Source organism: Pseudomonas sp. LD120, assembly GCF_009861525.1.
Classification (GTDB): domain Bacteria; phylum Pseudomonadota; class Gammaproteobacteria; order Pseudomonadales; family Pseudomonadaceae; genus Aquipseudomonas.
On sequence record NZ_WVHL01000001.1, the window covers coordinates 606,996 to 619,651 of the forward strand.

Genomic DNA, 12,656 nt, shown 5'->3' on the forward strand with positions numbered 1-12,656 from the left:
GCGATCCCGCGGCGTCATCGGCAGCTTTCGGACACACGGCCATTTCTGAGTGTTCCCAAGGTCAATAGAAGCTCACTCCCCATTTGTTACCTGATTAGCCGCCCGGAGTGCTCCATGCCTGATTACCGCTCGAAAACATCCACCCATGGCCGCAACATGGCCGGCGCCCGCGCCCTGTGGCGCGCCACGGGGATGAAAGATGCCGACTTCAAGAAGCCGATCATCGCCATTGCCAACTCCTTCACCCAGTTCGTCCCGGGGCACGTGCACCTGAAGGACCTGGGCCAACTGGTGGCTCGCGAGATCGAACGCGCCGGTGGCGTGGCCAAGGAATTCAACACCATCGCCGTGGACGACGGCATCGCCATGGGCCATGACGGCATGCTGTATTCCCTGCCGAGCCGCGAGATCATCGCCGACTCCGTGGAATACATGGTCAACGCCCACTGCGCCGACGCCATCGTGTGCATTTCCAACTGCGACAAGATCACCCCCGGCATGCTGATGGCCGCCCTGCGCCTGAACATCCCGGTGATCTTCGTTTCCGGCGGCCCGATGGAAGCCGGCAAAACCAAGCTCGCCGCCCACGGCCTGGACCTGGTGGACGCCATGGTCATCGCCGCCGACTCCAGCGCTTCTGACGAGAAGGTTGCCGAGTACGAGCGCAGCGCTTGCCCGACCTGCGGTTCGTGCTCCGGCATGTTCACCGCCAACTCCATGAACTGCCTGACCGAAGCCCTGGGGCTCGCCCTGCCGGGCAACGGTTCGACCCTGGCCACCCACAGCGACCGCGAAGAGCTGTTCCTGCGGGCCGGGCGCACCATCGTCGAGCTGTGCCAGCGCTACTACGGCGATAACGACGAGTCGGTCCTGCCGCGCAACATCGCCAACTTCAAGGCGTTCGAGAACGCCATGACCCTGGACATCGCCATGGGCGGTTCCACCAACACCATCCTGCACTTGCTGGCGGCGGCCCAAGAGGCCGAGATCGATTTCGACCTGCGAGACATCGACCGTCTTTCGCGCAATGTTCCACAACTGTGCAAAGTCGCGCCAAACATCCAGAAGTACCACATGGAAGACGTGCACCGCGCCGGCGGCATCTTCAGCATCCTCGGCGAGCTGGCCCGTGGTGGCCTGCTGCACACCGACCTGCCCACCGTGCACAGCAAGACCATGGCCGAGGGCATCGCCCAGTGGGACATCACCCAGACCCGCGACGAAGCCGTGCACCACTTCTTCAAGGCCGGCCCGGCGGGCATCCCGACCCAGACCGCGTTCAGCCAGTCGACCCGTTGGGACAGCCTCGACGACGACCGTGAAAACGGCTGCATCCGCAGTGTCGAGCATGCCTACTCGAAAGAAGGCGGCCTGGCCGTGCTCTACGGCAACATCGCCCTGGACGGCTGCGTGGTGAAGACTGCCGGTGTCGACGAGTCGATCCATGTCTTCGAAGGCAACGCCAAGATCTTCGAAAGCCAGGACAGCGCCGTGCGCGGCATCCTCGCCGACGAAGTGAAAGAAGGCGACATCGTGATCATCCGTTACGAAGGTCCGAAAGGCGGCCCGGGCATGCAGGAAATGCTCTATCCGACCTCCTACCTGAAGTCCAAGGGCCTGGGCAAAGCCTGCGCCCTGCTCACCGACGGCCGCTTCTCCGGCGGCACCTCGGGCCTGTCCATCGGCCACGCTTCGCCAGAAGCCGCTGCCGGCGGCGCCATCGGCCTGGTGCAGGACGGCGACAAGGTACTGATCGACATCCCCAACCGCTCGATCAACCTGTTGGTCAGCGATGAAGAACTGACGGCCCGCCGCGTCGAGCAGGACAAGAAAGGCTGGAAACCGGTGGAAGCGCGTCCACGCAAAGTGACCACCGCCCTGAAGGCCTACGCCCTGCTGGCCACCAGCGCCGACAAGGGCGCGGTGCGCAACAAGGCCATGCTCGACGGCCTGTGATCGCGTTGCCCTGAAATGAAAAGGCCCCGCCAAGTGCGGGGCCTTTTTTTGCCCGCGCCTGGGCCAGCTTGAACCGCTAAGACTTATGGCAAGTGGCTAAATAGTGGCCACCTGGTAAGATCCGCCGCGCTTGTCACTCTCCCTCCAAGGAATACTTCGATGAAAAGGATGCTTCTACCCGCCCTTCTACTGCCGCTGTGTACTCACGCCCTAGCCTTTGGCGAAATCGGGCAATGGTCCAGTGGCTGGGGTCAAGGAGTCTCGGAATATCAGGCCACCAGTGCCCGCGGCGCCACCCTGTACATCGCCTGCAGCGAAGACAGGGCCGTGAGCATGACCCTGACCGTCGGCGGCGTGGACTACGGTACCTACGGACAAAAAGGCTTCAGTTTGATCATTGATGGCCAGGAAATCTCAAGCCCCTATGAAACAGCCTCTCGGGTGGGTCAGAACAACTTCGGCTACGCCTGGGAGCGCCTGCGCAAAGCCAGCAAGCTGCTGGCCAAAACCGATGATGGCCAAGTGGTCGAACTCCCCACCAAAGGCTCGGCCAAGACCCTACCGGCCCTCGGCAGCCCCACCAACAGCTGCATGACCGAGTGGGATTTGACCTGAGTACGGCTCATCACGGCATGCGTTCGCCCAACTGCCCGCGCAAAAAGCGGTACAGGCCATCAGCACTCTTGCGGTAGCCATCAGCGGTCAGGTGCACCAAGTCGTTACGTGCCAGATCGCGGCTCTGCCATTGGCTGATGGAGCAATTGCCGCCCATAAAGTCCTGCCAGTCCCAGAACAGCGTGCGGCTGTTCTTCGCCACGTCCTTCTGGATCTGGATGATCTGCCGCAAGGGCAGCGGCTGCGAGGCGGCACAATTACCGGCGTTGCGGCGCTTGATGGAATCCGGCGGCCCCACCAGCAGGATCACGCTCTTGGGCAGTTTCTTGCGTAGCAGCGTGACCTTTTCCTGCAACTGGCTGCGGTACAACTGCAGGTCCAGGTCATCATCGAAGGCCTCATTGGTGCCGTAAGCCAGCACCACCATGTCCGGACGCAGGGCCTTGAGGGTGTCGAGCCAGCCCGGCTGCCACTTGTCCAACACATCCAGGCGCGCGCCGTTGATGCCCAGGGAGGAATAGATCACCCCAGCGCTCTTCTGCCCGAGGATGTTCCAGCCACCCAGGGCCAGCCCCCGGTTGTTGGCCACGTTCAGGTCCAGGGGCAGGGTCAGGTTGTTGAACGGCGGACTGAAGCGCCACTGCCCACCGGTGGCGGCCAGCATGCGGCTGCTTTTGTTGAGATTGTCGCGCGCGGTCAGGGTGTTGTTGCTGGACGCCTGATACAGCGCCGAAATCCGGTACTGCCGGCTGCTCGGCTGACGTTCGGCAATGTGCACCCGGGCGCCCGGGGTCATCGGCAACGACAGGTAACCGCCCAGGGGAAACTGGCTGCTCTGCTGGTTACGCGCCGACACCAAGGACCATTGGCGCTTGGCGGCGCTGAGGATCACGCGGTCATAACGAGTGCCGGGCACCGCTGTGGCGGCCACGAAACCAATGCCGCCGTCACCGTACTGCGCCTGCAACAGGCGCCGCAGTTCACCGCTTAACAGGTCGGCGGCGGTGTGGGAATCCCCCAGCTGAACAATGTGGATGGGCGTGCGGTTGGAGGTGCTGAACTTGCGCGCCAGCAGCGCCAGGTTCGGGTCGGTGCCGGCAGTCACGACTTTCTTGGCTCCAGGCCGGGCCAGGGCCGAGGTCGGCGTGGCCTGGACCTCGGTGGTCGGGCTGCAACTGCTCAGCAAGGTGATGCCCAGCAACAGCGCAATGCCTTGCAGTCGCCCCATATTCAGTGCTCCGTCAATTGTTGGCTGGGAAAGCTGATCAGCGAGATCACACGCTCAGCGATCAGCTTCTGCCCAGTGGTGGTGAAATGAATACCGTCATCGACCCGGGTCTTGACCTTCTTGCCCTCTGCGCTGGTGCGGTAATAGGAAAACTCGTCGCTCCGGTAGCCAAGCATCTCGTTGGCCGACACGTAATGCTGGTGATACTGCGCGATCTGCTGCTGGTATAGACCGCTCAGGTAGGCCATGGCCGTCGACAGCTTGGTCTTCTCCATGTTCGGTGGTCCGACCCAAATCACCTGCACATTGTGGGCCTGGGCAGCGTCGAGGATCGAGTTGATCCGCTGGCGATAGGCCGTTTCCCAGTCCGCGGTCTTGAAGCGCAGGAACGGCTTGCCCTTGGCCACCGGCATGTCCCACGGATCGTTGGGGCCGAGGAAGATCACCATCAGGCGAATGTTCGGGTTGCTGGCCAGGGTGCTTTCAACGGTTTTGGGCCAGTTGAAGAAACTCGGATAGGCCAGGCCGGTGCTCTGTTTGCTGAGGTTCAGGCTCTTGACGTTGTAGCGCTTGCGCAGGGTATTGGCCATGTGCGGCGCCACGCCCTGCATCAACGAGTCACCGACGAAGAACACTTCGTCGCCTGCGGCCAGGCTGGCCATGAGCGGCGCGCTGAGCGCCGGCTCAACTTCAGGCGGCGCGCTGAGCACCGGGGCCACGGTCACCTGCTGCGACTGTACCGGGAGCTGGGGGGGGGCTGTTGCATGGCTTGCGGACGAATGCGCAGCACTCAGCGGCGGGGGCTCTGGCGTCGGCACTGCAGCGACCGGCGGCAACGACGCCGGCACGGGGTCGGCGGCGGCTTCAGCCTCAGCCACCAGACTCAGGTCAGCGGCGCCGGCAAAGCTGCCGACAAAGGCCACCCGGGCATTTTCCAGGGCCTGATTGAGCTGCGCGCCAAAGCGCCAGGCGGGGCTTTGCGACAAGCCTGGAATGTCACAACCCTCGTGGTACTTCTGCTGGCAGTAGAGACGAATCGACTGTTGGTTAAACCACACCAGCAGCAGGCTGGTCACCACCAGGGCATAGAACACTTTGGCCGCGCCACCGAGGCTGACCGACAAGGGCGAAGGCTTAGAAACTGGCATAGATGAACCCCGGCACGCCCGACGGAGAGGCGAAGATGACCACACAGATGAACAGCCCCAGCGGCACGGGATACAGCAGCCACGGCAAGCCGGTAGCCACATCGAACGCACGACGCAGCAGCGCCACGATTCGCGGGTAACAGGCGACAAACAACAGGCAAGCCAGCAGCGATACCGCGCTGCTGGCCAGCCCGCCAAGGGACAGACCGCCCAGGCCACTGAGCATGTCCAGCGCATCGGGCAGGGTCGCGCAGCGGAAGAAGATCCAGGCAAAGGCCACATAGTGAAACGTCAGCAAGCGGGCCATCAGGTCCGAACCGATCCAGCTCGGCCCGCGGGCCAGCAACGGGCTGCATAATTTGTACAGCGCCAGTCCCACGCCATGCAGCGCGCCCCAGATAATGAAGTTGGCGCTGGCGCCGTGCCACAAGCCGGAGATCAGCATGGCCAGCAGCATGTTCAGGTTGCCGCGCCACACCGGCCCCCGGTTGCCCCCCAGCGGGATGTATACGTAGTCACGGATGAAGGTCGACAGGCTGATGTGCCAGCGTCCCCAGAACTCCTTGAGGTTGCGCGCCGCATAGGGGTAGTTGAAGTTCAACGGCAGGCGAAAACCCAGCAACAGGGCGATGCCGGTCACCAGGTCGGTGTAGCCGCTGAAGTTGAAATAGATCAGGAACGAATAGCCATACACCGCCCGCAGGATCTGCTCGGCCGAGAACGCCACCGGGCTGTCGAACACCGGATCGACCCACTCATTGGCCAGCCATGAACTGAGGAAAAACAGCTTGACCACCGCTACGGCGATCAGGCCCAGGGCCCGCTGAGGCTCCAGCACCTGACGCAACTGCGGCGGGTTGATCTGTTCCAGCATGGGGATCGCCCGGTTCACCGGGCCGGCAATCAGGCTGGGGAAAAACGCCAGGTACAGCGCCAGGTCAAAGGGCGAGCCCGCCGTCAGCTCTCGACGGTTGATCGACACCAGGTAGCTGACCGAGTGGAAGGCATAGAACGACAACCCCACCGGCAGCAGCACTTCTAGCAACGGTAGCGATACGTCCACGCCAAACTGGGCGAAGGCGTTCTGCACCGTGCTGGTGAAGAAGTCCTGGTACTTGAACAAGTAGAAGGCCCCGAGCACCAGCAGCAACATCAGGCCGTTGACCCACCCCCGTCCCGGGTAACGCTGGCTCAACAGGCCCAGCAGGTACACCAGCGCCGTGTAGCCCAGCAGGATGTAAAGAAAGTGCAGGCTGAAGCTGGCCAGAATCGCGTAGCTGGCTGCCAGCAACAGGCCGTTCTGCAAACGCAGGCTGAAACCCAACCCCCAGTACAGGATGAAGAACAGAATGAAGCAGAGGCCGAATTCGATCGAGAGATAGCTCACAACGTAGTCCATTACGTGCAGACGGGAATACACCCGGCACAGGGAGAGCAGGAGGGGGGAATAAAGCGGGCGCGATTATGGCAGAGGGGGTTTGGCGGTCACAAGTTGAAACATTCTTCCGCGCTGGATGAACCCTGGCGTGTCAGCTCAGGTGTTGCCGGGAACACCTGAGCCGGCGAGCAGCAGATGGTTACTGAATGTCGTCCGGTTTAACGATCACCCAGTTCTTGTCGGCGGTCACCTGCAACCCTTCCTTGGCCTGGGCCGCGGCGTGCTTGGCGATCATGCCGTTAAGCTGATTCATGTACTTGTCCTTGCGGTTGATCCACAAATGAATGCCGCCTTTGGCCACGTCCACGCTGTGAAACAGCATGTAGCCGTCGCTGGTCGGGGTGTCGCCACCTACCAGCACCGGTTTCTTCCACTCATCGATGTAGGTCAGGATCGCCGCGTGTTTGCCCGCCATCCAGGTGGCCGGGGTCCACAGGTACGGCGTCAACTCCAGGCCGAGGTTGGCCTGCGGGTCATAAGTACCCGCGCTGATCTGTTTGCGTGCCGTGGTCAGGGCGCCGGTCTTGCGGTCCTTGAGCAAGGTCGTCACGCCGATCACGTTCTGCGGTTTGACGTTGTAGCCGTACTTGGGGTCGGACGCGACCATGCGCACCAGCTCTTCGGAGGCGGCGGTCATCACGTAAACCTCGATGCCGTTCTCCATCAGCTTGTTGTACAGCTCGGTCTGGCCGGTGAAGACCTTGGGCGGGCTGACCTCGATGGTCTTGACCACATCGCCATCGTAGTACGTGCTGGGCACCGACTTGCCGGAAGCCATCAACTCATCGACGTTGCTCTTGAGTTCCTTGAGGGTGAAACCCGAGAACACCTGGGCCACCCAGGGATAGCAGACCATGTCGTCGATTTCACACAGGCGGTAGTAGTAACTGAACAGGCTTTCCTTGTGCTCGGCCGTGTCCTTGAACGGGATCAGCTTCAGTGAGGGGTCGAGTGTGTCGCGGGTGATCAGGCCCTTGTTCTCCATGAACGGCAGCAAGGACTCTTCCAGGTCATAGCGGTAACTGGTGTTGTCCATGTCGAACACTGCGAAGCTACCCTTGTTGGCGTTGGCCGCGATCATCGCGTCCAACTGCTTGGCCTGTTCCTTGGGCCAGTGCTTCAACTCGGTGGCGAAGGCCTGGCCGGCAAGGCCAAGGCAGAGTGCGACGGCGAGCCATTTCGGAGCGAGTTTCATCGGCGGTTGTCTCCCTGAGTGAAAGCCATCAACGCTAACAAATCCTTGTGACAGTTTTCGTCTCTGCACGACCACCTACGTTCCCTAAGCGTCAAACCCATGCGCCAAAGCGCCAGCAGCTTATTCCAAAAACGACAGTCACCATGCCATATCGTTATTAATTCATTAGATATCAAGCTGTTAGGCTTTCCGGTTCGCAATCGCTCTGACCCGCGATTGGCACACGTCTTATCGGAGCCCCAATGAATCTGCCGCTGATCCTTAACCTGCTGGTGTTCCTGGCCCTGCTGCTGGGCCTGGCACAGACCCGCCACACCACCTGGAGCCTGGCCAAGAAGGTCCTGTTGGCCCTGGTGCTGGGCGTGGTGTTCGGCATTGCCCTGCACAGCCTCTACGGCGCCGGGAACCCAACCCTCAAGGCCTCCATCAGTTGGTTCGACCTGGTGGGCAACGGCTACGTGCAGTTGCTGCAGATGATCGTGATTCCCCTGGTGTTCGCCTCGATCCTCAGCGCCGTGGCCCGTCTGCACAACGCCTCGTCCCTGGGCAAGATCAGCTTCCTGACCATCGGCACCCTGCTGTTCACCACCGCCATCGCGGCGCTGGTGGGCATCGGCCTGACCAACCTGTTCGGCCTGAGCGCCGAAGGATTGGTCGCCGGCACTCAGGAAGTCGCCCGCCTGCAAGTGATCCAGAGCGATTACGCGGGCAAGGTCGCCGACCTCAACGTGCCGCAGTTGCTGCTGTCGTTCATCCCGCAGAACCCTTTCGCCGACCTGGCCCGGGCCAAGCCGACTTCGATCATCAGCGTGGTGATCTTCGCCGCCTTCCTCGGTGTGGCGGCGCTGCAACTGCTCAAGGATGACGCCGACAAGGGCCAGAAAGTGCTCAACGCCATCGACACCCTGCAAGCCTGGGTCATGCGCCTGGTGCGCCTGGTGATGAAGCTGACCCCGTACGGCGTACTGGCGTTGATGACCAAGGTGGTGGCCGGTTCCAACCTGCAGGACATCATCAAGCTCGGTAGTTTCGTGGTGGTGTCCTACATCGGCCTGGGCCTGATGTTCGTGGTCCACGGCCTGCTGGTGTCCCTGGCCGGGATCAACCCGCTGCGCTTTTTCCGCAAGGTCTGGCCGGTACTGACCTTCGCCTTCACCAGCCGCTCCAGCGCCGCCAGCATTCCCCTGAGCATCGAAGCCCAGACCCGGCGCCTGGGCATCCCGCAGTCCATCGCCAGTTTCGCCGCTTCGTTCGGCGCGACCATCGGCCAGAACGGCTGCGCCGGCCTGTACCCAGCAATGTTGGCGGTGATGGTTGCACCGACCATGGGCATCAACCCGCTGGATCCGCTGTGGATCGCCACCCTGGTGGCCATCGTCACCTTGAGTTCGGCCGGCGTGGCCGGTGTGGGCGGCGGCGCGACTTTCGCTGCGCTGATCGTACTGCCGGCCATGGGTTTGCCGGTGTCATTGGTGGCGCTGCTGATTTCCGTGGAGCCGCTGATCGACATGGGGCGCACGGCGCTGAACGTCAGCGGTTCGATGACCGCCGGCGCGATCACCAGCCAGGTGATGCAGCAAACCGACCAGGCGCTGCTGGACGCCGATGAGCATTCGGAGCTGGAGCACGCGTAAAAGCAGCTGCAAGCTGCAAGTAGAAGCCGACGGGCTCTTGCTTGCAGCTTGAAACTTGCAACTGCCTGCTGTCAGCTTCTTTCCCACACCTCAAAGCTGTACGCCGGCGTGTCCCCTTCCGGCGGGTTCGGCACCTCTGACACCAATGTCCACTGCTGTTCATCGAACTCCGGAAACCAGGCATCGCCTTGCGGGCTCAAGGCCACCCGCGTCAGGTACAGGCGATCCGCCTGCTCCAGGCCTTGGCTATAAAGCTGCGCACCGCCAATCAGCATCAGCTCGCCGACGCCCTGTTCCAGCGCCCACTCCTCGGCCCGGGCCACCGCCGCCGCCAATGACGGATAAACCTCGGCACCTTCGAGCAGCAGATCGGTCTGACGACTGACCACGATGTTCAAGCGCCCCGGCAACGGCCGACCAAGCGAGTCCCAGGTCTTGCGCCCCATAATGATCGGCTTGCCCAGGGTCGTGGCCTTGAAGTATTTGAAGTCCCCCGGCAAGTGCCAGGGCATGCTGTTGTCGACGCCAATCACGCGGTTTTCACCGAGGGCCGCGATCAGACTGAGAGGGAGAGATTTTTTCATGCAGGCGAGAATACCAGAGGACCGAGGCCTGGCAACTTCACCTGACCACCGCTGCAGCAGTTATGCTCAGCGCACTTTGTAAGCGATGGACTGACGCGTGACTGCACTGACTCCCCTGCAACGACTGTGGTTGACCGAAACCGTGCGCCTGCGCGAGGAACACGCCGGGCCACTGGACGACCAGGAAGCCAACCGCCTGGCCCGCAACCAGGACGGCGACCTGGCGAGCCGCATCCAGACCCGTGCCCTGTGGCTGGCCCAGCGCGACGGCCTGCACAGCGCTTTGCTGCACTGGCTGCAAGGCGCACGCCTGGCCTTGCTGATGTTGGCGGTATTGGCGGTCCTCAGCGGTGCCGGCCTGGCCTTCAGCGCCCTGGGCAACACCCAGCAACCGGTCAACGTGTTCTGGGCCCTGGGCAGCCTGCTGGGTCTGAACCTGATCCTGCTGCTGAGCTGGCTGATCGGCCTGCTGTTCGCCGGCGAACACAGCGCCAGCCTGGGCCGGCTGTGGCTGTGGCTGAGTGAAAAATTCTCCCGAGACGCCAAAGCCGCGCAGTTGCCACCCGCCCTGCTGCTGTTGCTGCAGCGGCGCAAGCTCAATCGCTGGGCCCTGGGCACCCTGGTCAACGGCCTGTGGTGCCTGGCCCTGTTCAGCGCCGTGGTCATGCTGCTGTTGCTGCTGAGCACCCACCGCTACAGCTTTGTCTGGGAAAGCACCCTACTGGGCGCCGATGCCTTCGTCGCCATTACCAACGCCCTCAGTGCCATGCCCCGAAGCCTGGGCTTCGGCGCGCCGAGCGTGGCGACCATCCAGGCCAGCACTCGGGACGTCTACAACACCGAGCTGGTCCGCCAATCCTGGGCCATCTGGCTGGTGGTGCTGGTGATGATCTACGGCGTGCTGCCGCGCCTGCTGCTGATGCTGTTCTGCCGCTGGCGCTGGAAACACGGACAGGCCCGCCTGCAACTGGACCTCAAGTTGCCGGGCTACAGCCAGTTGCGTGAACGCCTGATGCCCAGCAGCGAACGCCTTGGGGTCAACGATGCGGCACCCGAGCAGTTGCACCGCGTCGAAGGAGGCGTCAGCGCCCTGGACAGCAGCGGCGCACTGTTGGTGGCCATCGAACTCGACCACCAACGGCCCTGGCCGCCAGCCTTGCCGGACAGCATCAAGGACGCCGGCATCCTCGACAGCCGCGAGTCGCGTAACCGCCTGCTGGAGCAGATAAGCCGCTTCCCCCCGGCGCGCCTGGTGATTGCCTGTGACCCACGGCGCTCGCCGGATCGTGGCAGCCTCGGGCTGATCGCCGAGTTGGCCCGCAACGCCACGGCCACCCGAGTCTGGCTGCTGCAAGCGCCGCCCGGTCAGGCCCTGGACGCGGCTCGCCTGGGCGACTGGCACACCGCCCTGCAGCAGCTGGAGCTGCCGTTCGCCGACTGCGCGCCCCTCACCTGGTTGGAGACCGGCCATGACTGACGCCCGCAATCCACCGCTGAAACTGGCGGTGGTCGGCCACACCAACGTCGGCAAGACCTCGCTGCTGCGCACCCTGACCCGGGACGTGGGTTTTGGTGAAGTCTCCCATCGCCCCAGCACCACCCGGCATGTGGAAGGCGCCCGCCTGTCGGTGGATGGCCAGCCCCTGCTGGAGCTCTACGACACCCCGGGCCTGGAAGACGCCATCGCCCTGCTGGACTACCTGGAGCGCCTGGAACGCCCGGGCGAACGCCTGGACGGCCCGGCCCGGGTGGCACGCTTTCTCGACGCCAGCGAGGCTCGGCAACGCTTCGAACAGGAAGCCAAGGTCCTGCGCCAGCTACTGGCCTCGGACGCCGGCCTGTATGTGATCGACGCCCGGGAACCGGTGCTGGCCAAGTACCGCGATGAGCTGGAAGTACTGAGCGGCTGCGGCAAGCCACTGTTGCCAGTACTGAACTTCGTCAGCAGCGCCGAGCAGCGCGAAGGCGACTGGCGCGAAGCCCTGGCCCGCCTGGGGCTGCACGCCCTGGTGCGGTTCGACAGCGTGGCGCCGCCGGAAGACGGCGAACGACGCCTGTATGAAAGCCTGGCCCTGCTGCTGGAGCATGCACGCCCGGCCCTGCAGCGGCTGATCGACGACCAACAGGCACAACGCCTGGTGCGCCAGCAAAGTGCGGCACGCCTGATTGCAGAACTGCTGGTGGATTGCGCCGCCTGCCGCCGCAGCGTGGCCAGCGACACCCAGTTGGAACAACGCGCCATCGGCGAATTGCGCCAAGCCATTCGCCAGCGCGAGCAACGCTGTGTCGAAGCGCTGCTCAAGCTCTACGCTTTCCGTCCCCAGGACGCTTCAGCCAGCGACCTGCCGTTGCTGGACGGCCGTTGGGGCAATGACCTGTTCAACCCGGAAACCCTCAAACAACTGGGGGTGCGCGTCGGCGGCGGCATCGCCGCGGGCGCGGCGGCCGGTGCCGGGGTCGACCTGCTGGTGGGCGGCCTGACCCTGGGAGCCGCGGCGCTGGCGGGGGCGATTGCCGGGGGCGCGTTGCAGACCGCCCGCAGTTATGGCAATCGCTTGCTGGGCAAGCTCAAGGGCCAGCGCGAGCTGACCGTGGACGACAGCGTACTGCGCCTGCTGGCCCTGCGTCAGCGCCAGTTGGTCCAGGCACTGAACCTGCGCGGGCATGCAGCGATGGACAGCATCCGCCTGGCCACTCCGGAGGACAAAAGCTGGCGTGAGGGCAAGCTGCCGGAAGCCTTGAACAAGGCCCGGGCGCATCCGCAGTGGTCATCGCTCAATCCGCAGAAACGCCTGAGCCAGGCCGAGCGCCAAGAGCAGATCGAAGCCTTGGCTCAACATCTGCTGTAGCCGCTGCCG

General features: G+C 63.4%; 10 protein-coding genes. 5 read left to right on the forward strand and 5 right to left on the reverse strand.

Annotation, left to right across the window (positions count from 1 at the left end):
* Window positions 1-114: 114 nt before the first annotated feature.
* Both ilvD and PLD_RS02925 read left to right on the forward strand, forming a co-directional pair.
* Window positions 115-1,956, forward strand: coding sequence for a dihydroxy-acid dehydratase (gene ilvD / locus PLD_RS02920; RefSeq protein ID WP_159889644.1), 1,842 nt, complete (start codon window positions 115-117; stop codon window positions 1,954-1,956).
* A 159-nt stretch (window positions 1,957-2,115) separates the two neighbouring features.
* The gene (locus tag PLD_RS02925) at window positions 2,116-2,571 is read left to right on the forward strand and encodes a hypothetical protein (RefSeq protein WP_159889646.1); all 456 of its coding nucleotides are present in this window, start codon (window positions 2,116-2,118) and stop codon (window positions 2,569-2,571) included.
* A gap of 10 nt (window positions 2,572-2,581) precedes the next feature.
* On the opposite strand, the gene PLD_RS02930 is transcribed toward PLD_RS02925, so the two are convergent.
* The 4 genes from PLD_RS02930 to PLD_RS02945 form a co-directional block, all read right to left on the reverse strand.
* Window positions 2,582-3,799 carry an SGNH/GDSL hydrolase family protein gene (locus tag PLD_RS02930; protein ID WP_159889648.1) on the reverse strand — a complete coding sequence of 406 codons (1,218 nt, stop codon included), beginning with the start codon at window positions 3,797-3,799 and terminating at the stop codon, window positions 2,582-2,584.
* A gap of 2 nt (window positions 3,800-3,801) precedes the next feature.
* Window positions 3,802-4,947: an SGNH family hydrolase gene (locus PLD_RS02935; protein ID WP_159889650.1), complete on the reverse strand. Its 1,146-nt coding sequence runs from the start codon at window positions 4,945-4,947 to the stop codon at window positions 3,802-3,804.
* Window positions 4,934-6,334, reverse strand: a complete 1,401-nt coding sequence (locus PLD_RS02940; protein WP_256674525.1) for an MBOAT family protein — start codon at window positions 6,332-6,334, stop codon at window positions 4,934-4,936. Before PLD_RS02940 ends, PLD_RS02935 begins: the two co-directional genes overlap by 14 nt.
* 190 nt (window positions 6,335-6,524) lie before the next feature.
* The gene (locus PLD_RS02945; protein ID WP_159889654.1) at window positions 6,525-7,580 is read right to left on the reverse strand and encodes a haloacid dehalogenase-like hydrolase; all 1,056 of its coding nucleotides are present in this window, start codon (window positions 7,578-7,580) and stop codon (window positions 6,525-6,527) included.
* Window positions 7,581-7,822: 242 nt separating this feature from the next.
* Here PLD_RS02945 and PLD_RS02950 point away from each other — a divergent pair, with 242 nt between their 5' ends.
* Entirely contained in the window at window positions 7,823-9,214 is a 1,392-nt protein-coding gene (locus PLD_RS02950) for an L-cystine transporter (RefSeq protein ID WP_159889656.1), read from the forward strand.
* A gap of 71 nt (window positions 9,215-9,285) precedes the next feature.
* Here the strand turns inward: PLD_RS02950 and PLD_RS02955 are convergent, their stop codons facing one another.
* The gene (locus PLD_RS02955) at window positions 9,286-9,798 is read right to left on the reverse strand and encodes a dihydrofolate reductase (RefSeq protein WP_159889658.1); all 513 of its coding nucleotides are present in this window, start codon (window positions 9,796-9,798) and stop codon (window positions 9,286-9,288) included.
* 97 nt (window positions 9,799-9,895) lie between these two features.
* Between PLD_RS02955 and PLD_RS02960 the strand changes: the two genes are divergently transcribed.
* Window positions 9,896-11,275 (forward strand): DUF2868 domain-containing protein, encoded by a 1,380-nt coding sequence (locus tag PLD_RS02960; RefSeq protein WP_159889660.1) that lies wholly within the window; start codon window positions 9,896-9,898, stop codon window positions 11,273-11,275.
* A complete protein-coding gene (locus PLD_RS02965) occupies window positions 11,268-12,647 on the forward strand; it encodes a GTPase/DUF3482 domain-containing protein (protein ID WP_159889662.1) in 1,380 nt (459 codons plus the stop codon). Before PLD_RS02960 ends, PLD_RS02965 begins: the two co-directional genes overlap by 8 nt.
* Window positions 12,648-12,656 lie beyond the last annotated feature (9 nt).

Excerpts from the sequence above, each read along its gene's own strand:
- ilvD (WP_159889644.1), top strand. The coding sequence starts at position 115 with ATGCCTGATTACCGCTCGAAAACATCCACCCATGGCCGCAACATGGCC.
- PLD_RS02925 (WP_159889646.1), top strand. The coding sequence starts at position 2,116 with ATGAAAAGGATGCTTCTACCCGCCCTTCTACTGCCGCTGTGTACTCAC.
- PLD_RS02930 (WP_159889648.1), bottom strand. The coding sequence starts at position 3,799 with ATGGGGCGACTGCAAGGCATTGCGCTGTTGCTGGGCATCACCTTGCTG.
- PLD_RS02935 (WP_159889650.1), bottom strand. The coding sequence starts at position 4,947 with ATGCCAGTTTCTAAGCCTTCGCCCTTGTCGGTCAGCCTCGGTGGCGCG.
- PLD_RS02945 (WP_159889654.1), bottom strand. The coding sequence starts at position 7,580 with ATGAAACTCGCTCCGAAATGGCTCGCCGTCGCACTCTGCCTTGGCCTT.
- PLD_RS02950 (WP_159889656.1), top strand. The coding sequence starts at position 7,823 with ATGAATCTGCCGCTGATCCTTAACCTGCTGGTGTTCCTGGCCCTGCTG.
- PLD_RS02955 (WP_159889658.1), bottom strand. The coding sequence starts at position 9,798 with ATGAAAAAATCTCTCCCTCTCAGTCTGATCGCGGCCCTCGGTGAAAAC.
- PLD_RS02965 (WP_159889662.1), top strand. The coding sequence starts at position 11,268 with ATGACTGACGCCCGCAATCCACCGCTGAAACTGGCGGTGGTCGGCCAC.